The following is a 23301-nucleotide window of genomic DNA, read 5'->3' on the forward strand; positions in this document are numbered from 1 at the left end:
GCTTCCATACCCGGCCGGATTTCACCATCCGGACGGGTGTCCTGAACGGAAACGCGGACGTCACATGCCCAGCGCGAGCAACCGCTCCTCGACCCGCTCCGGCGCGTACAGATGCTCCACGACCAGCGCCCCCGCCCCCACCAGCCCGGCCCGCTCACCGAGCCGTGAGGTCAGCACGTGCAGATGGGCGGTCGAGCGCGGCAGCGCCCGCTGGTACAGCAGCTCGCGTACGCCCGTGAGGAAGGAGGTTCCGGCCAGATCTCCCGCGATCATCAGAACCCCGGGGTTGAGCAGCGTCACCACGGTCGCCAGGACGTCCCCGACCTGCCGTCCCGCCTCGCGGGCGAACGCGGCCGCTCCCGGGTGCCCCGACGCCAGCAGGTCCCGCACATCCGAGCCGGACGCCGCCGGCACCCCGGTCTCGGCCAGCCGTCGCGCCACGGCACCACCGCTGGCGACGGCGGCGAGACAGCCGTAGGACCCACAACGGCACAGCGCCTGCGCGCCCGCCGGGACGCGGATGTGGCCGATGTCGCCGGCGCCCCCGTCGATCCCCCGGAAGATGGAACCGCCGACGACGACTCCCGCGCCGATACCCGTCGACACCTTGACCAGGACGAAGGCCGAGCAGTCGGGGTGTCCGGTGCGCTGTTCGCCGTAGGCCATGAGGTTGGCGTCGTTGTCGACCAGGACCGGTACCCGGGGGGCGCCGCTGTGTTCGGTGAAGGCGCGGGCCAGGCGGCCTCTTATGTCGTAGCCGTCCCAGCCGGGCATGATCGGCGGCTGGACGACGCGGCCGGTCTCGCTGTCGACGGGCCCGGGGACCGCGAGCCCGATGCCGCAGACCTCGGACGCCTGGTGTCCGGCCTTCTCCAGCAGCTCGGCGAACCAGCGGCCGAGTTCGCCGAGTACGGCGTCCGGGCCGTCCTCGATGACGAGCGTGCCGCCGTGCTCGGCGAGGATCTCGCCGGTGAGCGTGAGGACGCACGCGCGCGCGTGGCGGGTGTCCAGATCCGCCGCGAGGACTACGGCGTGGGCGTCGTCGAATTCCAGGGTGATCGAGGGCCTGCCGCCCAACGGGGAGTCCACGGGACCGCCCGCGCCCTCGCGCAGCCAGCCCGCGCGGAACAGCCGGTCCAGGCGCTGGCCGACGGTCGCGCGTGAGAGCCCGGTCACCTGCTGGAGGGCGCCGCGGGTCGTGGCGCGCCCTGTACGCACCAGTTCGAGCAGATCGCCGGCGCTCGCCTGACCTCGTCCAGTCATGCGCACCCCCTTGTGTTTCCCAACCCTGCATTACATATTGAGTTTTGCGTGTTAAATAGACGTAACCCTACGGTAGCCATGACCGAACCGGTCGGCACGACGTGTTTCGTGGAGCCCCGCGTGGATCGCACTGCCCAGCTCACAGCCCTCCCCAGGGAGCGCACTCTCGTATACGATCCGCCGCCCTTGTCAGGTTCCCTGCACCTCAGGGCGGCTGCCGTACTGGAAGGCAACTGGACGGGCACCTCAACGGTCCCCTCCCGTGGTCTGTATCCGCACCAGTGGTCCTGGGACTCCGCGTTCATCGCGATCGGTCTGCGGCACCTCTCGCCGCTGCGGGCGCAGACGGAGCTGGAGACGCTGCTCGCCGCCCAGTGGGGCGACGGCCGTATCCCGCACATCGTCTTCAACCCCTCCGTGCCGCTCGACGCGTACTTCCCGAGCCCCGACTTCTGGCGCTCCTCGACCGCGGGGCACGCCACGGGCGCCCCGCGCACCGTACAGACCTCGGGCATCGTGCAGCCACCGGTCCACGCGCTCGCCGCATGGCTCGTGCACCGCGCCGATCCGGGCCTGTCCCGCGCGCGTGGCTTCCTCGCCGGTGTCTACCCCCGGCTGGCCGCCTGGCACCGCTATCTGCTGCACCGGCGCGACCTCGGCGGGGGCGGACTCGCGTCCGTCGTGCACCCCTGGGAACAGGGTATGGACAACAGCCCCTGCTGGGACGCCCCCCTCGCACGCGTGACGCCGGCCCCGGCCCGCTCCTTCCGCCGCGCCGACCTCGACCACGGGGCCGCCGAGGACCGGCCTACGGATCTGGACTACGGCCGTTACGTGCGACTCGCGACGGACTACCGGGACGGCGAATACGCCGACGGGGCAAGCGAGTTCGCGGTGGAGGACCCGTCCTTCAACGCCCTCCTCATCGCCTCCGAGCACGCACTGGCCCGTATCGCCCGGGAGTTGGGCGCGACGGGCACGGCCCGGCACGCACGCGCGGAGCGCCTCACCGGGGTGCTGATCGAGCGGCTGTGGGACCCGGCGGAGGGCATGTTCTTCTGCCGTGACGTGCGCGGCGAGGGACTGATCCCCGAGCGCAGCGTCTCCGGTCTCATCCCGCTGCTCCTCCCCGACCTGCCCCGGGACATCGCCACCGCCCTCGTCCGTACAGCGTGCGGCCCGCACTTCGGGCTCGGCGACACCACCCGACTCCCGCCCAGTTACGACCTGTTGGGCGAGGCCTTCGACCCGCACCGGTACTGGCGCGGGCCGGCCTGGTTCAACACGAGCTGGCTGCTGGAGCGGGGTCTGCGGCTGCACGGCGAGCAGACACGGGCAAACACCCTGCGCGAGGCGGTCCTGGAGACCGCCGACACCACCGACTTCGCCGAGTACGTCGACCCGTACGACGGCGAGGCGTGCGGCGCGACCGGCTTCAGCTGGACCGCCGCACTGACCCTCGATCTGCTTCACGAGCCCCCCGGGCACGGCGTGTCCGGCCCGGTCCTCGGCACGTTCGACATGCGTGACACAGAAGTGAACGACAGAGAAGTCAAGGTCGCGAACGGAGTCAAGGGAGGGGACCGGGGATGACGGACCGGCATCATCTGCTCGTGCACGGCGGGACGTTCGCAGCCGTGGGCGACGGCGGGGACATCAGCGGCGTACGGGGCGGCAGTTCCCCGGACGGGTTATTCGTACGGGACGCCCGGCACCTGAGCCGTTGGCAGTTGACGGTCGACGGCGCGGTGCCGGAGGCACTCACGCCGGTGGCCGACGGGGACATGGCGCGCTGCGTCCTCGTCCCGCGCGGCGGCCGCCAGGAGCCCCCCGCGCACACGCTCTTCCGTGAACAGGCCGTGGGCGACGGCGCGTTCGTCGAATCGCTGAAGGTGACCAGCAACCGCCCGGTGCCGACGACGGTCCGGCTCGCGGTCACCGCGGACGCCGACTTCACGGACCAGTTCGAACTCCGCTCCGACTACCGCACGTACGCGAAGACCGGCGCCACCCGCTCCCGCCAAGTCCTGGAGGACGGCGTGGAGTTCGCCTACCAGCGCGGCGAATGGCGGTCCTGTACGACGGTCACGGCCGAGCCCGCTCCCGACGGCGTCGAGGAGACCGGCACCGGCGCCCGCCGCATGGTGTGGACCCTGGACCTCGAACCGCACGGCACCGCCGAGTTGGCGCTCCGCGTGATGGCCCGCCCGCACGGCGACAAGCGCGCCCTGCGGGTACCGCGTTCACCGTCCGCGCTGAACGACCAGCTCATCGCGCTGGAGGGCGAGTACGTCCAGGGCGTCTCCTTCCCCACCGGCTGGCCGGAGTTGGCCGCCGCCTGCGCCCGGGGCCTGTCGGACCTGGCCTCGCTCCAGGTCCCGGCGACGGGCCCGGACGGCGAGGAACTGCGCGTACCGGCGGCCGGGGCGCCCTGGTTCCTGACCCTGCTGGGCCGAGACGCCCTCCTCACGTCCCTCTTCGCCCTCCCCTACCGCCCCCAACTCGCCGCCGCCACACTCCCGGCGCTCGCCGCGACGCAGGCGACGGCCGTGGGCGCGGAGTCGGTGTCCCAGCCCGGCAAGATCGTGCACGAGGTACGGCACGGCGAGTTGGCGCACTTCGGGCAGGTGCCATACGGGCGTTACTACGGCTCGGTCGACGCGACCCCGCTGTTCCTGGTGCTGCTCGGCGCGTACGTGGAGCAGACCGGTGACACGACCCTGGCCCGGCGCCTGGAGCCCAACGCCCGTGCCGCGATCGGCTGGATGCTCGACCACGGCGGCCTGACCTCGCGCGGCTACCTGGTCTACCGCGCCGACCAGGGCGGCCTCGCCAACCAGAACTGGAAGGACTCCCCCGGCGCCATCTGCGGCGCCGACGGCACGCGCGCGAGCGGTCCGGTGATGGCGGCGGGGGCGCAGGGTTACGCGTACGACGCGCTGCGCCGCACGGCTCAACTCGCCCGCACCGTATGGGAGGACGAAAAGTACGCGGCCCTCCTGGAACAGGCCGCGTCCGACCTGCGAGACCGTTTCCAGCGGGACTTCTGGATGCGGGAGCACTCCTTCCCGGCGCTGGCGCTGGACGGCGAGGGCAGGCAGGTGGACGCCCTCGCGTCGGACGCGGGCCACCTGCTCTGGTCCGGCCTGCTGGACAAGGAGTACGGCGAGCTGGTCGGCCGCAGGCTGCTGGCCCCGGACTTCTTCTCGGGCTGGGGAGTCCGCACCCTCGCCTCCGGCCAAGCGGCGTACCACCCTCTCTCGTACCACCGGGGTTCGGTCTGGCCCCACGACAACGCGCTGATCACGCTGGGCCTGGCCCGCTACGGCCTGCACGACGAGGCCCGCACGGTCGCGCACGCGCTGGTGGACGCGGCGACGGCGACCGGCCACCGCCTCCCGGAGGTCCTCGCGGGCTACGGCCGCGACACCCACCCGGAGCCGGTTCCGTACCCGCACGCGTGCGTGCGGGAGTCCCGTTCGGCGGCGGCTCCATTGGCGCTGCTCACGGCGGTCGGGGGCGCGTGACACAACGGTGATAAGGCGTTTGCCGGGTGTTTGCCCAGTTCCGTGAACAGGGGCGTGAGGCAACTCGTACGGAATGACGGCGGTCCTGCCTCCCCAGTTCGGACCGCCACTCCGATCACGGGCCTCGCACGGAAGGACCTTCGGGTTGCCTCAGCACACGAGCACACGCCAGACACCGAATACGGCCGGGGCAGCCGATGGCGAGGTACTGCCGCCGGACACGAACGACGAACCGGCACCGGGCGGCGCGATAACAACCCCGGAGGCCTCCGACATCTCCGCCGACACTGAGCCCAAGTCCGAGGCCGACGCGGGGAGCTCCGCGGCTGACGAGGGCGACGGCGAGGTTTCCGCGGGCGCGGAGCCGGAGGCCAACCTTTCGGCGAACGCCAAGAACGAGGCCGAGGCCGACACTTCCGCGGTCGCCGCGAGCGAGGGCAAGCTTTCCGCAAGCGCGGAGACGAAGGCACGGCTTCGCGGGGGCGCGAATACGCGGGCCAACGCTTCGGCGGGCTCCGGCAGCAAAGCCAGGGCCGGAACCTCCGCAGTCGCCAACACTGAGGTCGGCCTTTCCACGGGTGCGGACACTGAGGCCGATCTTCCGGCTGGCGCCGAGACACGGGCCAACCTTTCGGCGAACGCCGGCGGCAAGACCAAGTCCAGAACCTCCGCAGTCGCCGAGACCAAAGCCGACGGCCCCGCGAGCGCCAAGAGCAAGGCCAAGCCCTCTGCCGGCGCCAAGACCAGGGCCGGTTCCCCTGCGGGCACCGAGACCAAGGCCGGCTCCCCTGCAGGCACCAAAACCAAGGCCGGTTCACCCACCAGCACCAAAACCGCAGCAGGCGCCTCTGCCGCCGTCAAGACCGAGGCCGGTTCCCCTGCCGCTGCCGAGACCGAGGTCGGTTTCGCTGCGGGCGCCGAGACCGAGCAAGCCGAAGCCCCCGCGCCCGAACGGGCCGTAGAAGCACCGCCCGAGGCCACGGCGGAAGCCGCGCCCGAAACCGTGTCCGCCTCGACGCCCGACACCGCGTCCAGCGTCGTGAAGTCCCGGACAACCGAGGACGCCGACGCCACCGCCCCCGAGGGCGCCGGCTCCGAGGGCGCCGAGAAGGCCACCGCGACCGCCCCGGACACCGAAGCCGAACCCGACGCCTCAGCCACCGACACGGACGCGGACACCTCAACCGAGTCCGTCACGGTCACCGACGCCGAAGCCGAAGCCGCCGCGGACACCGCCCCGGGCACCCCCGACCCAGCCGCCACCCCCGACCCCGCCGAAGCCACCACCCCCCGACCCAAGCGCCCCGGCCCCCGCACCTGGAGCAGCCGCCTGGGCCTCCGTCGCCGTATGCAGGCCTGGCGGGAGAAACACCCCGTTGCCGCGCTGACCCTCTCCTGGGTCGTCACCTTCCTCGCTGCCGTGCTCGTCTACATCTGCCTGGAGATGCCGAACACGCTGGGGCAGTTGCGGCTCATGGAGTTCGCGCGGCTGCCCGCGGAGGCGATCATGGCGGCCGTGATCCTGCTGAGCCTGCCGCGGCGGGCGCGGATCGTCATGGCCGCGGGCTTCGGCGCTCTCGTCGGGGCCATCGCCGTGTTGAACATGTTCGACATGGGCTTCAACGAATACCTGGGCCGGCACTTCAACATCATCCTGGACTGGAGCCTGTTCGGTGACGCCCGCGGGTATCTGAAGGACACCTTCGGCGGGACGGCGACCCAAGTCATCACGGTCGGCCTGATCGCGCTCATCGTCGTGCTGATCGTCCTCGTCGCGCTGGCGACGGTCCGGCTCAGCAACGTACTGGTGACCTACAAGGCCTTCGCGACCAAGGGCACCCTGATCGCCGGCACGGTGTGGATCACCCTCACCGCGTTCGCCCTGGAGTTCCACGGCATCCCGCTCGCCGCCGACCACACCGCCGGTGTCATCAAGTACCAGGTGCGCGCGGTGCAGGAAACCCTGCGCGACGAGGCCGAGTTCAAGAAGGTCGCCAAGGTCGACGCCTTCGGCAACACCCCCGGCAGCCAGCTCGTCCCGGACCTGCGCGGCAAGGACATGATCTTCACCTTCATCGAGAGCTACGGCCGGAGCGCGATCGAGGACCCGATCATGGCGCCCGGCGTCGACTCGACCCTCGCCGCCGACACCAAGGCCCTCTCCAAGGCAGGCTTCGCCGCGAAGAGCGGCTGGCTGACCTCGGCGACGTACGGCGGCAGCAGCTGGCTCGGCCACTCCACCACCATGTCGGGCCTGTGGGTCAGCAACCAGCAGCGCTACCGCACGGTGATGGCGAGCGACCACCTGAGCCTGACCGACGCCTTCAAGAAGACCGGCGACTACGACACCGTCGGCGTGATGCCGGGCATCCAGAAGGGCTGGCCGGAGCAGAGCTTCTACGGCCTCGACAAGGTCTACAACGCCTTCCAACTCGGCTACAAGGGACCGAAGTTCAGCTGGTCGACGATGCCCGACCAGTACGCGCTCCAGCAGTTCCAGAACCAGGTGCACAGCAAGCCGCGCACCGACGGCAAGTCGCTGATGTCCCTGCTGATCCTGACCTCCAGCCACCAGCCCTGGGCGCCGATCCCGAAGCTCGTCCCGTGGGACCAGCTGGGCAACGGTTCGATCTTCGACTCGATCGAGAAGGCCGGCACCAAGGCGTCCAGTGTCATCGCCGACACCACCAAGTCCCGCCAGGAGTACGGCAAGTCGATCCAGTACTCGGTGAACTCCCTCACCCAGTGGCTGGAGCGCTACGGCAACGACAACACCGTGCTCGTCTTCCTCGGCGACCACCAGCCGATCGCCCGCGTCAGCGGCAACCACGCCAGCCGTGACGTGCCGATCTCGATCGTCGCCAAGGACCCCAAGGTCCTTGAGAAGATCGACAGTTGGAACTGGAGCGACGGCCTGCGCCCCGCGCACAAGGCCCCGGTGTGGAAGATGAGCGACTTCCGCGACAAGTTCCTCACGGCGTACGGCTCGACGCCCCACCCGAAGACGAACTGAGCAGAGCGGAAGACGAACTGAGCGCCTGCCAAAGCGGGTTCAGCCGCCGGACGTGTCCAGCTCCGCGTCCTCGCCGATCCCCGCGCAGTCGTACGGGTCCTTCAGCCAACCGTCCGGCAACACCACCCGGTTGTTGCCGGACGTGCGGCCGCGGGGCCCGTCGGCGCCCACGGGCCAGGGCTGGTCGAGGTCCAACTCGTCGAGCCCGGCCCGGAGTTCGTCCAGCGAGGACGTGATCGCGAGCCGCTTGCGCATCTCGGAACCGACCGCGAAGCCCTTCAGGTACCAGGCGACGTGCTTACGGAAGTCGATGACCCCGCGTGCCTCGTCCCCGATCCACTCACCGAGCAACGTCGCGTGCCGCACCATGACATCGGCGACCTCGCGCAGAGCAGGCCGCGCGATGTCCTGGTCCCGCCCCTCGAAGGCGGCCACGAGGTCGGCGAACAGCCACGGCCGCCCCAGGCATCCGCGCCCGACCACGACCCCGTCGCACCCGGTCTCCCGCACCATCCGCAGCGCGTCCTCGGCCGACCAGATGTCGCCGTTGCCGAGCACGGGGATCTCCGGCACATGCTCCTTCAGGCGCGCGATCGCGTCCCAGTCCGCCGTACCGCCGTAGTGCTGGGCGGCCGTGCGCCCGTGCAGCGCGATGGACGTGACGCCCTCCTCGACGGCGATACGGCCGGCGTCGAGGAAGGTGATGTGGTCGTCGTCGATGCCCTTGCGCATCTTCATCGTGACGGGCAGGTCACCGGCCCCGCTGACGGCCTCTTTCAGGATCGCCCGCAGCAGGTTCCGCTTGTACGGCAGCGCGGAGCCGCCGCCCTTGCGGGTGACCTTCGGTACGGGACAGCCGAAGTTGAGGTCGATGTGGTCGGCGAGCCCCTCCTCCGCGATCATGCGGACGGCCTTGCCGACGGTCGCCGGGTCCACGCCGTACAACTGCACCGAACGCGGCTTCTCGGTCGCGTCGAAGTGGATCAGCTGCATGGTCTTCTCGTTGCGCTCGACCAGCGCCCGGGTCGTGATCATCTCGCTGACGAACAGGCCTTTACCGCCACTGAACTCCCGGCACAGGGTGCGGAAGGGCGCGTTGGTGATCCCGGCCATGGGGGCCAGGACGACGGGCGGCGAGACGGTGTGCGGGCCGATCCGCAAGGGCGACACGGCCGGGGAGACAGACGGGGACACGGGCATGGACATTCCTCCATTGTCCCGTACCGCGTCAGGTGCTCGGCCGCAGGATCATGTACCGGTAATTAGTTAGCCGCACTATCGAGTTTGGCGTACGATGGTTCGCATGCCCGAGCTCAGCCACCGCCGCCGACAGCTGGTGCTCGCGATCTGCTGCATGAGTCTGCTGATCGTGAGCCTGGACGTGACCATCCTGAACGTCGCACTGCCCGCGATGCAGACCGATCTGCACGCGTCGACCTCCGGTCTGCAGTGGACGATCGACGCGTACACCCTGGTCCTGGCCTCCCTGCTGATGCTCGCGGGCTCCACGGCCGACCGCATCGGCCGCAAGCGGGTCTTCATCGCCGGCCTGGTGGTCTTCAGCCTCGGCTCCCTGCTCTGCTCCCTCGCGCCCGATCTGAACGCGCTGATCTGGTTCCGCATGATCCAGGCGGTCGGCGGCTCGATGCTCAACCCGGTCGCCATGTCGATCATCACCAACACCTTCACCGAGCCGCGCGAGCGCGCCCGTGCGATCGGCGTGTGGGGCGCGGTCGTCGGCATATCGATGGCCGCCGGTCCGCTGATCGGCGGGCTGCTCGTGGACTCGGTCGGCTGGCGTTCGATCTTCTGGATCAACCTGCCGGTGGGCCTGGCCGCGCTGCTGCTCACGCTGAAGTTCATCCCCGAGTCCCGCGCGCCCAAGGCCCGCCGTGCCGACCCGGTCGGCCAGCTCCTGGTGATCGCCCTGTTCGGCTCCCTGACGTACGCGATCATCGAGGCGCCGAGCTCGGGCCTCACCTCGATCCTGCCCTTCGCGATCCTCGCGCTGGTCGCCCTCGCGGGGCTCCTCTGGTACGAGCCGCGGCGCGACGAGCCCCTCATCGACCTGCGCTTCTTCCGTTCGGCGCCGTTCAGTGGGGCGACGGTGATAGCCATCAGCGCGTTCTCGGCGCTGGGCGGCTTCCTGTTCCTGTCCACGCTGTATCTGCAGAACGTGGTCGGTCTGGACGCGCTGCACGCCGGCCTGTGGATGCTGCCGATGGCTGTGCCCACGTTCCTGTGCGCGCCGATCTCCGGGCGGCTGGTCGGCAGTCGGGGGCCGCGCATATCCCTGCTGATCGCCGGGTCCGCGATGACGGCGAGTGCGGTGCTGTTCGCCGGGTTCGAGGCGGAGACGTCCAGCGTCACGCGGTTCATCGGGTACGCGCTGTTCGGGATCGGCTTCGGGTTCGTGAACGCGCCGATCACCAACACGGCGGTGTCCGGGATGCCGCGGGCTCAGGCCGGGGTCGCGGCGGCCGTCGCGTCCACGAGCCGGCAGTTGGGGCAGACGCTCGGGGTTGCGATCGTTGGGGCGGTGTTGGCTTCCGGGATCGGGGCGTCGTCGTACAAGGAGACGTTTGTTTCTGCGGCTCGGCCCGGGTGGTGGATTCTGGTGGTGTGCGGGCTTGCGGTGCTGGTGCTCGGGGCGGTTACCAGTGGGCCTTGGGCTCGGCGGACCGCTGAGCGTACGGCTGAGAAGCTGTCGTCAGTCGAAGTGCGCGAAGCGGCGGGGATCAGCGCTTAGTTTTGCGGGTGCGGGTCCGTTGTGGCTGGTCGCGCCCACGCGGCGGAGCCGCACAATGTCACAGCCCCGCGCCCCCAAAAAAAGACCCTCACCTCGCCTGCGCTATGGCGTGCAGCTTCTCCAGCCTCGCCCTCGACTCCTCGTCCGCGGGAGCGTACGTCACCATCCTCGGGCCCCTCGCCGGGCCCAGCCACAGGTCGGTGTGGTCGACCGTGATGCGGCCTACGCGGGTGTTGCGGAACTCCTTGCGGCGGGGGCTGGCGCCCATGACCTCGTGGCGGTCCCAGACCTCGCAGAACTCGGGGGACGTACGCAGCCGCTTGAGCAGGATCTTCCAGGTGGGGTCGGCGAGATGGTCGGCCATCGAGCCCCGGAAGCGGGCGGCCATGAGCCGCTGGCTCTTCTCCAGGTGCACGATCGACGACCGCCACTCCTCGTGCGTGTAGGAGAGGATCATGCAGTTGCGGTCCTCCGGCGGCACCGCGTCCAGGTCGCAGAGCAGCATCCCGTAGGTGCGGTTGTAGGCGAGGATGTCGTACCGGCTGTTCTGCAGACAGGCCGGGATCGGGTCCAGCTGGTCCAGCATCGCCTGCAGGGCGGGTGTGACGACCGCGCAGCTCGTGGCCGGCTGCGGGTCGATCGCACCGGCCAGCTGGAAGAGGTGGGAGCGTTCGCTGCCGTCCAGGAGCAGGGTGCGGGCCAGGGCGTCGAGGACCTGTACGGAGACCTGGATGTCCCGGGCCTGTTCGAGCCACGTGTACCAGGTGACCCCGACCGCGGCGAGCTGCGCGACCTCCTCGCGGCGCAGCCCGGGCGTACGGCGCCGGGTGCCGCGCGGCAGGCCGACCTGCTCGGGGGCGATGTGCTCCCGGCGGTGACGCAGGAAGGCGGCGAGTTCGTGACGCCGGACTGTGGACGCGGTCTGCGGAGCACCTGCCGCCTCAACCGTTGCCTCTGTCACCGTCTCCTGTGCCATCGTCGTCATCGCTCCAGTCTGCCGCTGTACGGAGCCTGTTTCCAGGTAGTCCTGCTACCAGGATAAGGACACTCTGGTACCAGTCTCGCGAGAGGCGCACGCTCGTCAGCGTGACCGAAACCATCGCTTCCCGCACCGTCCGATCCCCGGCGGCGGCGCCCGTGCTCAGCGGCCTCGGACTGTTCACGGTGCTGCTCGCCGCGGCGCTGCCCCTCATCGACTTCTTCATCGTCAACGTGGCCCTGCCGACCATCGGCAAGGACCTCTCGGCGAGCGAGGCCGTCCTCGAACTCGTCGTCGCCGGCTACGGAGTCTCGTACGCCGTACTGCTCGTCCTCGGCGGCCGGCTCGGCGACCTGTTCGGCCGCCGTCGGCTGTTCCTGGGCGGGATGGCCGCGTTCGGCGTGACCTCGCTGGCGTGCGGGCTCGCGCCCACCGCGTGGACGCTGGTCGCGGCGCGGATCGCGCAGGGCGCGGCGTCCGCGGCGATGCTCCCGCAGGTCCTCGCCACCATCCAGTCCGCGACCCAGGGCCCGCGCCGGGCCAAGGCGATGGGCCTGTACGGCGCGACCGCCGGCCTCGCCATGGTGGCCGGCCAGATCCTCGGCGGGGTCCTGGTCGCCGCGGACATCGCCGGTACCGGCTGGCGCGCGGTGTTCCTGGTGAACGTGCCGGTCGTCATCGTCGGCCTGTTCCTGGCCGCCAAGGTCGTACCGGAGACCCGTTCCCAGCACCCGGAGCCGGTGGACGTGCCCGGCACCTTCCTGCTCGGCGCGTCCCTGCTGGCGCTGCTGGTCCCGCTGACCGAGGGCCGGGCGGCGGGCTGGCCGCTGTGGACGTGGCTGTCGCTGGCCGCGTTCCCGGGCATCGCGTCGGCGTTCTACGCGGTGGAGCGCAGGGCGGACCGGCAGGGGCGTACGCCGCTGGTGCCGCCGAGTCTGCTGGCGCTGACCTCGCTGCGGCGCGGGCTGGTGATGATCGTGCCGTTCGCGATCGGGTTCAGCGGGTTCATGTTCGTGATCGCGGTGGCGTTGCAGAGTGGCGCCGGTCTCGGCCCGGTCGCGGCGGGTCTGGCGCTCGTCCCGCTGGCGGTGACCTTCTTCCTCGCCTCGCTCGCCGGGCCGCGGCTGGTGAACCGGTACGGCACGCGAGTCGTGACCGCCGGTTCGGTCATCCAGGCGGTGGGTCTGGGCCTGATCGTGCTGGCCGTGTGGCGCTCCTGGCCGCACCTCGGGTTCGTCGAACTGCTCCCGGGCGCGGCGGTCGCCGGCGCCGGTCAGGCACTCCAACTCCCCATCATCTTCCGGATCATCCTGTCCGAGGTGCCGACCGCCCGCGCCGGTGTGGGCGCCGGGGTCATGGTCACCACCCAGCAGTCCGCGCTGGCACTGGGCGTGGCCACGCTCGGCACCCTCTTCCTCTCCCTGGTCCCGGGCATGGGAATGCGGGACGCCCTGGCGATAACCCTGTTGGCGCAGCTGGCGGGAGTCGTACTGACCGGGCTGCTCAGCCTGCGGCTGCCGCGCACGATCGGATGAAATGTCGGGCGACATGCCGGATGACATGTTCACAGCTTGGACAACTCGGCGTGAATTGAGCCCTGTTGATGTTGGTCTTGCTGCACACTCTGTGCCGGAGGCGAGACATCATGCTGGAGATCAACAGGAGCAAGGTGAGCCGCTGGGACCAGCACGGACGGGAACACATCGTCCGGGTGCTGCGCACCGGTGCGAAGCGCACGATCAGTTGCGACACGTGCGGCTGGAAGAAGAGCGCGCAGTTCCTGCCCTGGCTGAAGGCGGAGGAACATCTGGCCGAGGAGCACCAGGCGACGGTGGACCCGTCGGCGGCGTAGGCGGCACAGCGCGGGTCGCCGATGAGTTTGCGTCGCCGCTCGGGTCGTACATCTCGTAGGCACGCCCACGACCGCGACCGGCACCGGAAGGCCCACCGATGAGCGAACTGCGCGAGACCCTGATCCGACATGTCAAGGACGGGACGGTCCCGGGCGCCGTGGGTCTCGTGGCCCGTGGTGCCGACGTCGAGGTGGTGGCCGTCGGCTCGACGGACGCCGAGGGCACGGCCCCGATGGCCCGGGACTCGATCTTCCGTATCGCCTCGATCACCAAGCCGATCACGGCGGCGGCGGTGCTGATGCTGGTGGAGGACGGGGTCCTCGGCCTCGACTCCCCCGTGGAGGAGTGGCTGCCGGAGCTGGCGAAGCCGATGGCGGTCCGCACCCCGTCGAGCCCGGTCGACGACCTGGTCCCGGCGGCCCGTCCGATCACGGTCGAGGACCTGCTCAGTTCCCGCCCGGGCTGGGGCTTTCCGTCCGACTTCTCGCTCCCGGCGGTGCAGCCGCTGTTCGGGGTGCAGAAGGACGGCCGGTTCCTGCAGTCGTGGCCGGACCCGGACACGTGGGTCGCGGACCTGGCCCGGGTCCCGCTCCTGCACCAGCCGGGCGAGGCGTGGCTGTACGGCACGGCGTCCGATCTGCAGGGGGTGCTGGTCGGACGCGCGTCAGGCCGCACCTTCCCGGAGTTCCTCTCCGAGCGGATCTTCGAGCCGCTGGGCATGACGGACACGGCGTTCGAGGTCCCGGAGTCGAAGCGGTCGCGCTTCACGAGCTACTACAGCCCCACCCCGGCGGGCGGTCTGGAACTGACGGACACCCCGGACGGCCAGTGGAACCACGCCCCCGCCTTCCCCTCGGGCGGCGGCGGGCTGGTCTCCACGGCGGACGACTGGCTGGCCTTCGCCCGCATGCTCCTGGGGTCCGGCCAGGGACTCCTCACCCCCACCTCGGTGAGCCGCATGACCACGAACCACCTCACGGCCGCCCAGCGCGAGGCCGGCGCCCTCTTCCTGGAGGGCCAGGGCTGGGGCTACGGCGGCCAGGTCGACGTCGCTCCGGTCGACCCGTGGAACGTCCCCGGCCGCTACGGCTGGGTCGGCGGCACGGGCACCACGGCCCACATCGTCCCGCCCACCGGCACGGTCACGATCCTGCTGACCCAGGCGGGCATGGCGAACCCGACACCGACGAAGGTGATGCGGGACTTCTGGCGGTGCACGGCAAGCGGCTGATCCTCAGCCCCGCAATCCCCGCAGCAACAGCTCCACCAGCGCCTCGAACTCGGCCTCCACGCCCGGCTTCTGCCACTCCCGCGCGTAGGAGGGGTCGTGAAAACGGCCGGTGGCCTGGAAGACGGCACGGGCGGCGACGGCCGGGTCGGGGACGGTGAACACCCCGGCCTCGACACCCTCCCGGACGATCGTGGTGAGCTGTCCGGTCAGTTCGTCGAGGTGGTCGCCGACGGCCTTGCCCGCCTCCTCGGCGAGGACCGAGTACGTCGCGAAGAGTTCGGGATCGCCGCCCGCCTTGCGCCGCTTGGCGTCGAACAGTCCCGCCAGCCAGTCCCGCAGCCGGGCCTCGGGGTCGCGGTCCTCGGACGCGAAGTGGGACAGGTTCTTCGAAGTCCGGTCCAGCCAGCGCTTGGTGACCGCCTCCCGCAGCACCGCCTTCGTGCGGAAGTGCCGGTAGACGGTGCCATGGCTGACGCCGAGCGCGCGGGCCACGTCCACCACGGTGGCCTTCGCCGGGCCGTGGCGGCGCAGCACCTCCTCGGTCGCTTCGAGGATGCGCTCGGCGGTCAGGGTCTCGCTCGCTGCCATGACGAAGACCGTACCCGGAGGCCGGATCAGCGCTCGCTGTCGAGGTGCGCCATCATCGCCGACGGGTAGCGGTCGCCCAGCGCCGAGTCCGCCGGTACGGCCTCATCGATCGCGGTCAGGTCAGCCTCGTCCAGTACGACGTCCAGCGCGCCCAGCGACTCCGCCAGCCTCTCCCGGGTCCGCGCGCCGACCAGCGGCACGATGTCCTCGCCCCGCGACAGCACCCAGGCGATGGCGAGTTGGGCGACGGAGACGCCCTTCTGCTCGGCGAGCTTCCGCAACTGCTCGACCAGGGTCAGGTTGTGCTGGAGGTTCTCGCCCTGGAAGCGCGGCGAGTACGCCCGGAAGTCGGTCGCGCCGAGCTGCCGGTCGGTGGTGAAGTGCCCGGAGATCAGACCGCGGGACAGCACGCCGTACGCGGTGACGGAGATGCCCAGCTCGCGGGTGACCGGCAGGATCCGGTCCTCGATGCCGCGCGTGATCAGCGCGTACTCCAGCTGCACGTCCGCGATCGGCGCGGTCGCGGCGGCCCGGCGGATCGTGTCGGCGCCGACCTCGCTGAGGCCGATGTGCCGGACGTACCCCTGCTCGACCAGCTCGGCGATCGCGCCGACCGTCTCCTCGATCGGTACGTCGGCGTCGACCCGGGCGATCCGGTACACGTCGATGTGGTCGACGCCGAGGCGCTGGAGGGAGTACGCCGCGAAGTTCTTCACGGCGGCGGGCCGGCCGTCGTAGCCGCTCCAGGCGCCGTCCGGACCGCGCAGGGCCCCGAACTTGACACTGGTGAGCGCCTGTTCGCGACGAGCGGCCGGAGCGGCGTGCAGGGCCTCGCCGATCAGCATCTCGTTGTGACCCATGGCGTAGAAGTCGCCGGTGTCGAGGAGCGTCACGCCCGCTTCCAGGGCGGCGTGGATGGTGGCGATGGACTCGGCCCGGTCCGCGTCGCCGTACAACGCGGACATGCCCATGCAGCCGAGGCCGAGGGCGGAGACCTGGGGGCCGGTGGTTCCGAGAGTGCGCGTGGGGATCGTCATGAGTCCACCTTGGCATGACAGATGACAGATTTCAATATCTGTCATTCCATACTTGTCAGCGCGGTCGATTGGTACAGACCTATTGACGAGAGGTCCGTACCGCGCGCACTGTCATGCCTACGACACCTCACCGCACCCCCACCGGGAGGCCTCGCATGCTCCGTCGGCTTTTCACCGCCGCCCTCACGGCGGCCACCCTCCTCGTCCCTCTCTCGATAGCCACCGCCCCCACGGCATCCGCGGCCGACACCTGCGCCGTCAAGTCCCGCCCCGCAGGCAAGGTCCTCCAGGGCTACTGGGAGAACTGGGACGGCTCCTCCAACGGCGTCCACCCGCCCTTCGGCTGGACCCCGATCACCGACTCCCGTATCGCCGCGCACGGCTACAACGTGATCAACGCGGCGTTCCCCGTCATCCGCTCCGACGGCACCGCGCTGTGGGAGGACGGCATGGACGCGGGCGTGAAGGTGGCCACGCCGGCGGAGATGTGCGCGGCGAAGGCCTCCGGCCAGACGATCCTGATGTCGATCGGCGGAGCGGCGGCGGGCATCGACCTCAGCTCGTCCGCGGTCGCCGACAAGTTCGTCTCGACGATCGTGCCGATCCTGAAGAAGTACAACTTCGACGGCATCGACATAGACATCGAGACGGGCCTGGTCGGCAGCGGAAACATCGCCCAACTCTCCACGTCCCAGGCCAACTTGATCCGCATCATCGACGGCATCCTCGCCCAGATGCCGTCCAACTTCGGCCTGACGATGGCCCCGGAGACCGCCTACGTCACCGGCGGCAGCATCACGTACGGCTCGATCTGGGGCGCGTATCTCCCGATCGTGAAGAAGTACGCGGACAACGGCCGCCTGTGGTGGCTCAACATGCAGTACTACAACGGCAGCATGTACGGCTGCTCCGGCGACTCGTACTCCGCCGGCACGGTCACGGGCTTCACCGCCCAGACCGACTGCCTCAACAAGGGCCTGGTCGTGCAGGGTACGACGATCAAGGTCCCCTACGACAAGCAAGTCCCGGGCCTGCCAGCCCAGTCGGGCGCGGGCGGCGGCTACATGTCACCGTCCCTGGTCTCCCAGGCCTGGAAGCACTACGGCACGTCCCTCAAGGGCCTGATGACCTGGTCGATCAACTGGGACGGCTCGAAGAACTGGACGTTCGGCGACAACGTGAAGGCGCTGCAAGGGCGTTGAGCACCAAGAGTTGAGCACCAAAAAACGCCGGACGGGCGTTGTCAGCCCGTCCGGCGTTTGAGGACGAGGCCCCTTCAGGGCCGATGGGGGTCTGGGGGCGCAGCCCCCAGAGACAGGACCCCAACAGACCTAGGCGCCGACGAGACGCCCAGCCAGGTAGCCCTCGATCTGGTCGAGAGACACCCGCTCCTGCTTCATGGAGTCGCGCTCGCGGACCGTCACCGCGTTGTCCTCAAGCGTGTCGAAGTCGACCGTCACGCAGTACGGCGTACCGATCTCGTCCTGACGGCGGTAGCGGCGGCCGATGGCGCCCGCGTCGTCGAACTCGATGTTCCAGTTCTGGCGCAGGGCAGCCGCGAGGCCCTTGGCCTTCGGGGACAGCTCCGGGTTCCGGGAAAGGGGAAGCACCGCAACCTTCACCGGGGCGAGGCGGTGGTCCAGGCGCAGCACCGTCCGCTTCTCCAACTTGCCCTTGGCGTTGGGCGCTTCGTCCTCGACATACGCGTCGAGGAGGAACGCCAGCATCGCGCGGCCGACGCCGGCGGCCGGCTCGATGACGTACGGCGTCCAGCGCTCCTGGGCCTCCTGGTCGAAGAAGGAGAGGTCCTGGCCGGAGGCCTTGGAGTGGGCGTTCAGGTCGTAGTCGGTGCGGTTGGCGACGCCTTCCAGCTCGCCCCACTCGTTGCCGCCGAACTGGAAGCGGTACTCGATGTCAGCGGTGCGCTTGGAGTAGTGGGAGAGCTTCTCCTTGGGGTGGTCGTACCACCGCATGTTCTCCGCGCGCAGGCCCAGGCCGGTGTACCAGTTCCAGCGCTGCTCCATCCAGTACTCCTGCCACTTCTCGTCCTCGCCCGGCTTGACGAAGAACTCCATCTCCATCTGCTCGAACTCGCGGGTCCGGAAGATGAAGTTGCCGGGCGTGATCTCGTTGCGGAAGGACTTGCCCATCTGCGCGATGCCGAAGGGCGGCTTGCGGCGCGAAGTGGTCTGCACCTGGGCGAAGTTGGTGAAGATGCCCTGGGCGGTCTCGGGGCGCAGGTAGGCGACGGAGCCGGTGTCCTGCGTCGGGCCGAGGTGGGTGGAGAGCAGGCCGGAGAACTCCTTGGGCTCGGTGAACTGGCCCTTGTTGCCGCAGTTGGGGCAGTTGATGTCGGCGAGGCCCTTCTCGGGGGCGCGGCCGTGCTTGGCCTCGTACGCCTCCTCCAGGTGGTCCGCGCGGAACCGCTTGTGGCACGCGGTGCACTCGGTCAGCGGGTCCGAGAAAGTGGCGACATGGCCGGAGGCGACCCAGACCTCGGGGGCCAGGATCACGGACGAGTCGATACCGACCACGTCCTCGCGCGACGTCACCATGTAGCGCCACCACTGGCGCTTCAGGTTCTCCTTGAGCTCGACACCCAGGGGCCCGTAGTCCCAAGCGGCGCGCTGGCCACCGTAGATCTCACTACTGGGGAATACGAAGCCACGGCGCTTGCTCAGGCTGACGATGGTGTCGATCTTGTCGGCGGCCACGATGCTCTCTTCATGACGAATGGACGGTAAGGAGGGGCGGCGCGAAGCGCCTCGATGGGGGGTGGTGGTCGGGAGACGGGCGGGCGAATACCTCAGGTTACCGGCGCCGCCCGCCCCCATATCAAATCGGTTCCTCACCCGATGCTTGTTGACAACGGTTTCCATGTCAGTTGAAAATGACTGTCATGAACGTACGACGACGCCACATATCCGGGATCGCCATAGCCGCGGCCACCGCCCTCGGTCTCGGGACCCTCTCCGCCTGCTCCGACAGCGCGTCCGCGGCCAACACGGACAAGTTCGACGTCGTCGCGGCGTTCTACCCGCTGCAGTACCTCGCCGAGCAGATCGGCGGCGACCACGTGCACGTCACCAGCCTCACCAAACCCGGCCAGGAGCCGCACGACCTGGAGATCAGCGCGCAGCAGACCGCCGCGCTCGGGCAGTCCGACGCGGTGCTCTACCTCAAGAACCTCCAGCCGGCCGTCGACGCCGCGGTGAGCCAGTCCGAGGTCGGGACGAAGATCGACGCCGCCTCCCTGACCACGCTGGAGAAGCACGGCAACGAGGTCGGCGGCCACGCGGCCTCGCACGACACCTCGAAGAACGACGAGCTGGCCGGCCTCGACCCCCACATCTGGCTCGACCCGGTGCGCTACGCCCAGGTCGCCGCAGGCGTCGGCAAGGCCTTCGAGAAGGCCGACCCGAAGAACGCGGCCGACTACAAGACGAATACCGCGGCCCTGGTCAAGAAGCTGGACGCGCTCAACACCGAGTTCAAGACGGGGCTCACGAACACCAAGACCAAGGTGTTCATCACCACGCACGCCGCCTTCGGCTACCTCGCCGAGCGCTACGGCCTCACCGAGGAGGCCATCAACGGCCTCGACCCCGAGTCGGAGCCGAGTGCCGAGCGCGTGAAGAACCTTGAGAAGATGGCCAAGGCCGACGGCGTCACCACGGTGTTCTACGAGACGCTCGTCAGCGACAAGACCGCGAAGACCATCGCCGCCGACGCGAACCTGAAGACGGACGTCCTCGACCCGATCGAGGGCATCACCAAGAAGTCCCGCGGCAAGGACTACTTCTCGGTCCAGCAGGCCAACCTCAAGGCCCTGCAGAAGGCCCTGGGAAGTAAATGACCAGCACGGAGGACGAGTTGATGAGCGACTTGGTGAGCGAGCCCGTCATATCGCTGCGCGGAGTCCGCGCCGAGCTGGGCTCGCGCCCCGTCCTGCGCGGCATCGACCTCACCGTGCGCCGCGGCGAGGTGGTCGCGCTGCTCGGCGCCAACGGCTCCGGCAAGTCGACCGCGATCCGCACGATCATCGGCCAAGTCCCGCTCAGCGGGGGCGAGATCGAGCTGTTCGGCACCCCGCGCCGCGCCTTCCGCGACTGGCGGCGCGTGGGGTACGTACCGCAGCGCACGACGGCCGCGGGCGGCGTTCCCGCCACGGTCACCGAGATCGTCGCGTCCGGCCGCCTCTCCCGCGCCCGCTTCGGCCTGCTGCGCAAGGCGGACCACGAGGCCGTACGGCACGCCCTGGAGCTGGTCGGCATGGCGGACCGCGCCAAGGACTCGGTCAACGCGCTCTCCGGCGGCCAGCACCAGCGCGTGCTGATCGCCCGCGCACTCGCCGCCGAACCCGAACTCCTCATCATGGACGAGCCGATGGCGGGCGTGGACCTGGCCAGTCAGAAGGTGCTGGCGGACACCCTGACCCGTCAAGTCGCCGAAGGCACAACGGTGTTGCTCGTCCTGCACGAACTGGGCGCCCTGGAGCCCCTGATCGACCGCGCGGTCGTCCTCCGCGACGGCTGCGTCCAGCACGACGGCCCGCCCCCGCGCGCGCTCGGCCAGCACGCGCTGCCCGGCCACGACCACGTACACCCGCACTCGGCGGCGGACGCCGAACCGATCCGCACGGGACTGCTGAGCTGATGGACATCCTCGACTACGCCTTCATGCAGCGGGCGCTCATCGCCGCCGTCCTCGTCGGCATCACCGCCCCCGCGATCGGCATCTACCTGGTCCAGCGCCGCCAGCCCCTCATGGGCGACGGCATCGGCCACGTCGCGATGACCGGCGTCGGCCTCGGCTTCCTGCTGAACGCCTCCCCGGTGTGGATGGCCACCGCCGTCTCCGCGCTCGGCTCGGTCCTGATGGAACTGATCCGCTGGTACGGCAAGACCCGCGGCGACATCGCCCTCGCGATGCTCTTCTACGGCGGTATGGCGGGCGGCGTGATGTTCGTCAACCTCGCGCCGGGCGGCTCGAACGCCAACCTGAGCTCGTACCTCTTCGGCTCCCTCTCGACGGTCTCGCAGTCCGACGTGACGGCGATCGGCATCCTGGCGGCCTTCGTGATCGTGGTCACGCTGGGTCTACGGCGGCAGCTGTTCGCCGTGAACCACGACGAGGAGTTCGCGCGGGTCACGGGCCTGCCCGTGCGTGCCCTGAACCTGCTGACGGCGGTCACCGCGGCCGTCACGGTCACCGTCGCGATGCGGGTCGTGGGCCTGATCCTGGTCTCCGCGCTGATGGTGGTGCCGGTCGCCGCCGCGCAGCAGCTCACCCGCAGCTTCGGGGCGACCCTCGCGATCGCGGGCGTGCTCGGCGTGACCGTGACGGTCAGCGGCACCGTCACCTCGTACTACCAGGACGTCCCGCCTGGCGCGACGATCGTGCTCCTGACGATCGCCGCGTTCATCGCCCTCACCGCACTGGCGACTCCGCTGGCCCGGCGCCGGGCCAGGGCGGCAGCCGCCGCGCGACCCGCCGGGGACCCGGTGGAGTGCGCGATTCCGGCCACACGGGGAGCCGCCGACGAGGTCGGTGTCTGACCATGCACAGCCCGGGCTGGCACAATGGCTCGGCAAAGTGCAGACGTGAGGAGGCAACGGTGACAACGGCCGGTCCGCCCGTAAAGGGACGATCCACCCGCCAGCGTGCCGCCGTGTCGGCGGCACTCAACGAGGTCGACGAGTTCCGCAGCGCCCAGGAACTCCACGACATGCTCAAGCACAAGGGTGACTCGGTGGGCCTGACCACGGTCTACCGCACCCTCCAGAACCTCGCCGACGCCGGCGAGGTCGACGTCCTGCGCACCGACGAGGGCGAATCCGTCTACCGCCGCTGCTCCACCGGCGACCATCACCACCACCTCGTGTGCCGTGTCTGCGGCAAGGCGGTGGAGGTGGAAGGGCCCGCCGTGGAGAAGTGGGCGGAGGCGATCGCGGCGGAGCACGGCTACGTCAACGTGGCGCACACGGTGGAGATCTTCGGTACCTGTGCGGAGTGCGCCGCTGGTTGAGCGGTTGTTGTGCGGGTGGGTCGGTGTGGACGTCTCCGGGGGGCTGCCGCCCCCAGACCCACGCTGTCGGCCTGGACGGCCGCGTCCTCAGACTCCTCCAGAGGGGGCACCCCCAGACAGGCTGAATCAGCCCTGCTCGTCGCCCCGCATCGCCTGTTCCATCTCCAGCAGCTTCTCGTTCGGCACCGCCCCGCCGAACCGCCGGTCCCGCTGGGCGAATTCGACGCAGGCCCGCCACAGGTCACGCCGGTCGAAGTCCGGCCACAGCACGTCCTGGAAGACCATCTCGGCGTAAGCGCTCTGCCAGATCAGGTAGTTGGAGGTGCGCTGTTCCCCGCTGGGGCGCAGGAAGAGGTCGACCTCGGGCATGTCCGGGTAGTACATGTACTTGGCGAAGGTCTTCTCGTCGACCTTGGCCGGATCGAGCCGACCCGCCCGCACATCCTCCGCCAACGCCTTTGCCGCGTCGGCGATTTCGGCCCGGCCGCCGTAGTTCATGCAGAAGTACAGCGTGAGCGCGTCGTTGTTCTTGGTCTGCTCCTGCGCGATCTGGAGCTCCTTGGCGACCGACCGCCACAGCTTGGGCATACGGCCGACCCACCGCACCCGGATACCGAGTTCGTCCAGGGTGTCGCGCGTCTTACGGATGAAGTCGCGGTTGAAGTTCATGAGGAAGCGCACCTCGTCGGGCGACCGCTTCCAGTTCTCGGTGGAGAAGGCGTACAGCGAGATCGCGCCGACACCCATCTCGACACCGCCCTGCAACACGTCCAACACCCGCTCGGCGCCGACCTTGTGACCCTCGGTGCGCGGCAGCCCCCGCTCCTTCGCCCACCGCCCGTTCCCGTCCATGACGATCGCCACGTGCTTCGGGATCAGCTCACCGGGCAGCTTCGGCGCGGTGGCCCCCGACGGGTGCGGCTCCGGCGCCGTGTACTCGCGCCGCTGGCGCCCCAGGATCCCGCGTACGGCCATGTGCTTCTCGTCTCCTCTTTCTACGACCTACTACGACTTCTCTATGACCTACGACAAC

General features: G+C 69.8%; 19 protein-coding genes. 12 read left to right on the forward strand and 7 right to left on the reverse strand.

Annotated features, from left to right (window positions below; genetic code table 11):
• Window positions 1-60: 60 nt before the first annotated feature.
• Window positions 61-1263 (reverse strand): ROK family protein, encoded by a 1203-nt coding sequence (locus ACFWP5_RS01765; RefSeq protein WP_384148850.1) that lies wholly within the window; start codon window positions 1261-1263, stop codon window positions 61-63.
• Window positions 1264-1383: 120 nt separating this feature from the next.
• Here ACFWP5_RS01765 and ACFWP5_RS01770 point away from each other — a divergent pair, with 120 nt between their 5' ends.
• From ACFWP5_RS01770 to ACFWP5_RS01780, 3 genes are all read left to right on the forward strand, one after another.
• Window positions 1384-2856 carry a hypothetical protein gene (locus ACFWP5_RS01770; protein WP_384148852.1) on the forward strand — a complete coding sequence of 491 codons (1473 nt, stop codon included), beginning with the start codon at window positions 1384-1386 and terminating at the stop codon, window positions 2854-2856.
• Window positions 2853-4790, forward strand: a complete 1938-nt coding sequence (locus ACFWP5_RS01775; protein WP_384148854.1) for a glycogen debranching N-terminal domain-containing protein — start codon at window positions 2853-2855, stop codon at window positions 4788-4790. Before ACFWP5_RS01770 ends, ACFWP5_RS01775 begins: the two co-directional genes overlap by 4 nt.
• A 1444-nt stretch (window positions 4791-6234) precedes the next feature.
• Window positions 6235-7803 carry a sulfatase-like hydrolase/transferase gene (locus ACFWP5_RS01780; RefSeq protein WP_384149069.1) on the forward strand — a complete coding sequence of 523 codons (1569 nt, stop codon included), beginning with the start codon at window positions 6235-6237 and terminating at the stop codon, window positions 7801-7803.
• 39 nt (window positions 7804-7842) lie between these two features.
• Here the strand turns inward: ACFWP5_RS01780 and dusB are convergent, their stop codons facing one another.
• A complete protein-coding gene (dusB, locus tag ACFWP5_RS01785; protein ID WP_384148856.1) occupies window positions 7843-9003 on the reverse strand; it encodes a tRNA dihydrouridine synthase DusB in 1161 nt (386 codons plus the stop codon).
• A 103-nt stretch (window positions 9004-9106) separates the two neighbouring features.
• Here dusB and ACFWP5_RS01790 point away from each other — a divergent pair, with 103 nt between their 5' ends.
• On the forward strand, window positions 9107-10552 hold the full coding sequence (locus tag ACFWP5_RS01790) for an MFS transporter (RefSeq protein WP_384148858.1): 1446 nt from the start codon (window positions 9107-9109) through the stop codon (window positions 10550-10552).
• Between the two features lie 88 nt (window positions 10553-10640).
• Here ACFWP5_RS01790 and ACFWP5_RS01795 read toward each other — a convergent pair whose 3' ends face one another.
• Window positions 10641-11537, reverse strand: coding sequence for a helix-turn-helix transcriptional regulator (locus ACFWP5_RS01795; RefSeq protein ID WP_384148860.1), 897 nt, complete (start codon window positions 11535-11537; stop codon window positions 10641-10643).
• Window positions 11538-11638: 101 nt separating this feature from the next.
• On the opposite strand from ACFWP5_RS01795, the gene ACFWP5_RS01800 reads away from it, so the two are divergent.
• From ACFWP5_RS01800 to ACFWP5_RS01810, 3 genes are all read left to right on the forward strand, one after another.
• Complete coding sequence (locus ACFWP5_RS01800; protein ID WP_384148862.1) at window positions 11639-13066, forward strand: MFS transporter; 1428 nt, start codon at window positions 11639-11641, stop codon at window positions 13064-13066.
• Between the two features lie 110 nt (window positions 13067-13176).
• Window positions 13177-13383: a hypothetical protein gene (locus ACFWP5_RS01805; protein ID WP_384148864.1), complete on the forward strand. Its 207-nt coding sequence runs from the start codon at window positions 13177-13179 to the stop codon at window positions 13381-13383.
• Window positions 13384-13481: 98 nt separating this feature from the next.
• Window positions 13482-14615, forward strand: coding sequence for a serine hydrolase domain-containing protein (locus ACFWP5_RS01810; protein ID WP_384148866.1), 1134 nt, complete (start codon window positions 13482-13484; stop codon window positions 14613-14615).
• Between the two features lie 3 nt (window positions 14616-14618).
• On the opposite strand, the gene ACFWP5_RS01815 is transcribed toward ACFWP5_RS01810, so the two are convergent.
• Together ACFWP5_RS01815 and ACFWP5_RS01820 are read right to left on the reverse strand one after the other, a co-directional pair.
• Window positions 14619-15203 (reverse strand): TetR family transcriptional regulator, encoded by a 585-nt coding sequence (locus ACFWP5_RS01815; protein WP_384148868.1) that lies wholly within the window; start codon window positions 15201-15203, stop codon window positions 14619-14621.
• 26 nt (window positions 15204-15229) lie between these two features.
• Window positions 15230-16240: an aldo/keto reductase gene (locus ACFWP5_RS01820; protein WP_384148870.1), complete on the reverse strand. Its 1011-nt coding sequence runs from the start codon at window positions 16238-16240 to the stop codon at window positions 15230-15232.
• Between the two features lie 155 nt (window positions 16241-16395).
• Here ACFWP5_RS01820 and ACFWP5_RS01825 point away from each other — a divergent pair, with 155 nt between their 5' ends.
• Window positions 16396-17442 carry a chitinase gene (locus ACFWP5_RS01825; protein ID WP_384148872.1) on the forward strand — a complete coding sequence of 349 codons (1047 nt, stop codon included), beginning with the start codon at window positions 16396-16398 and terminating at the stop codon, window positions 17440-17442.
• A gap of 129 nt (window positions 17443-17571) precedes the next feature.
• Here the strand turns inward: ACFWP5_RS01825 and ACFWP5_RS01830 are convergent, their stop codons facing one another.
• A complete protein-coding gene (locus tag ACFWP5_RS01830; RefSeq protein ID WP_384148874.1) occupies window positions 17572-18954 on the reverse strand; it encodes a glycine--tRNA ligase in 1383 nt (460 codons plus the stop codon).
• 185 nt (window positions 18955-19139) lie between these two features.
• Here ACFWP5_RS01830 and ACFWP5_RS01835 point away from each other — a divergent pair, with 185 nt between their 5' ends.
• The 4 genes from ACFWP5_RS01835 to ACFWP5_RS01850 are packed head-to-tail and all read left to right on the forward strand — an operon-like array spanning window position 19140 to window position 22268.
• Window positions 19140-20096: a metal ABC transporter substrate-binding protein gene (locus tag ACFWP5_RS01835; RefSeq protein WP_384148876.1), complete on the forward strand. Its 957-nt coding sequence runs from the start codon at window positions 19140-19142 to the stop codon at window positions 20094-20096.
• Window positions 20093-20896, forward strand: coding sequence for a metal ABC transporter ATP-binding protein (locus ACFWP5_RS01840; RefSeq protein ID WP_384148878.1), 804 nt, complete (start codon window positions 20093-20095; stop codon window positions 20894-20896). Before ACFWP5_RS01835 ends, ACFWP5_RS01840 begins: the two co-directional genes overlap by 4 nt.
• Window positions 20896-21798, forward strand: coding sequence for a metal ABC transporter permease (locus ACFWP5_RS01845; RefSeq protein ID WP_384148880.1), 903 nt, complete (start codon window positions 20896-20898; stop codon window positions 21796-21798). Before ACFWP5_RS01840 ends, ACFWP5_RS01845 begins: the two co-directional genes overlap by 1 nt.
• 59 nt (window positions 21799-21857) lie before the next feature.
• Window positions 21858-22268, forward strand: a complete 411-nt coding sequence (locus ACFWP5_RS01850) for a transcriptional repressor (RefSeq protein WP_329249418.1) — start codon at window positions 21858-21860, stop codon at window positions 22266-22268.
• Between the two features lie 126 nt (window positions 22269-22394).
• On the opposite strand, the gene ACFWP5_RS01855 is transcribed toward ACFWP5_RS01850, so the two are convergent.
• The gene (locus tag ACFWP5_RS01855; protein ID WP_384148883.1) at window positions 22395-23243 is read right to left on the reverse strand and encodes an isoprenyl transferase; all 849 of its coding nucleotides are present in this window, start codon (window positions 23241-23243) and stop codon (window positions 22395-22397) included.
• Window positions 23244-23301 lie beyond the last annotated feature (58 nt).

Origin of the sequence: Streptomyces sp. NPDC058469 (assembly GCF_042721125.1) — a bacterium.
Taxonomy (GTDB): domain Bacteria; phylum Actinomycetota; class Actinomycetes; order Streptomycetales; family Streptomycetaceae; genus Streptomyces.

Excerpts from the sequence above, each read along its gene's own strand:
- ACFWP5_RS01765 (WP_384148850.1), bottom strand. The coding sequence starts at position 1,263 with ATGACTGGACGAGGTCAGGCGAGCGCCGGCGATCTGCTCGAACTGGTG.
- ACFWP5_RS01775 (WP_384148854.1), top strand. The coding sequence starts at position 2,853 with ATGACGGACCGGCATCATCTGCTCGTGCACGGCGGGACGTTCGCAGCC.
- ACFWP5_RS01780 (WP_384149069.1), top strand. The coding sequence starts at position 6,235 with ATGCCGAACACGCTGGGGCAGTTGCGGCTCATGGAGTTCGCGCGGCTG.
- dusB (WP_384148856.1), bottom strand. The coding sequence starts at position 9,003 with ATGCCCGTGTCCCCGTCTGTCTCCCCGGCCGTGTCGCCCTTGCGGATC.
- ACFWP5_RS01790 (WP_384148858.1), top strand. The coding sequence starts at position 9,107 with ATGCCCGAGCTCAGCCACCGCCGCCGACAGCTGGTGCTCGCGATCTGC.
- ACFWP5_RS01795 (WP_384148860.1), bottom strand. The coding sequence starts at position 11,537 with ATGACGACGATGGCACAGGAGACGGTGACAGAGGCAACGGTTGAGGCG.
- ACFWP5_RS01805 (WP_384148864.1), top strand. The coding sequence starts at position 13,177 with ATGCTGGAGATCAACAGGAGCAAGGTGAGCCGCTGGGACCAGCACGGA.
- ACFWP5_RS01810 (WP_384148866.1), top strand. The coding sequence starts at position 13,482 with ATGAGCGAACTGCGCGAGACCCTGATCCGACATGTCAAGGACGGGACG.
- ACFWP5_RS01815 (WP_384148868.1), bottom strand. The coding sequence starts at position 15,203 with ATGGCAGCGAGCGAGACCCTGACCGCCGAGCGCATCCTCGAAGCGACC.
- ACFWP5_RS01820 (WP_384148870.1), bottom strand. The coding sequence starts at position 16,240 with ATGACGATCCCCACGCGCACTCTCGGAACCACCGGCCCCCAGGTCTCC.
- ACFWP5_RS01825 (WP_384148872.1), top strand. The coding sequence starts at position 16,396 with ATGCTCCGTCGGCTTTTCACCGCCGCCCTCACGGCGGCCACCCTCCTC.
- ACFWP5_RS01835 (WP_384148876.1), top strand. The coding sequence starts at position 19,140 with ATGAACGTACGACGACGCCACATATCCGGGATCGCCATAGCCGCGGCC.
- ACFWP5_RS01840 (WP_384148878.1), top strand. The coding sequence starts at position 20,093 with ATGACCAGCACGGAGGACGAGTTGATGAGCGACTTGGTGAGCGAGCCC.
- ACFWP5_RS01845 (WP_384148880.1), top strand. The coding sequence starts at position 20,896 with ATGGACATCCTCGACTACGCCTTCATGCAGCGGGCGCTCATCGCCGCC.
- ACFWP5_RS01855 (WP_384148883.1), bottom strand. The coding sequence starts at position 23,243 with ATGGCCGTACGCGGGATCCTGGGGCGCCAGCGGCGCGAGTACACGGCG.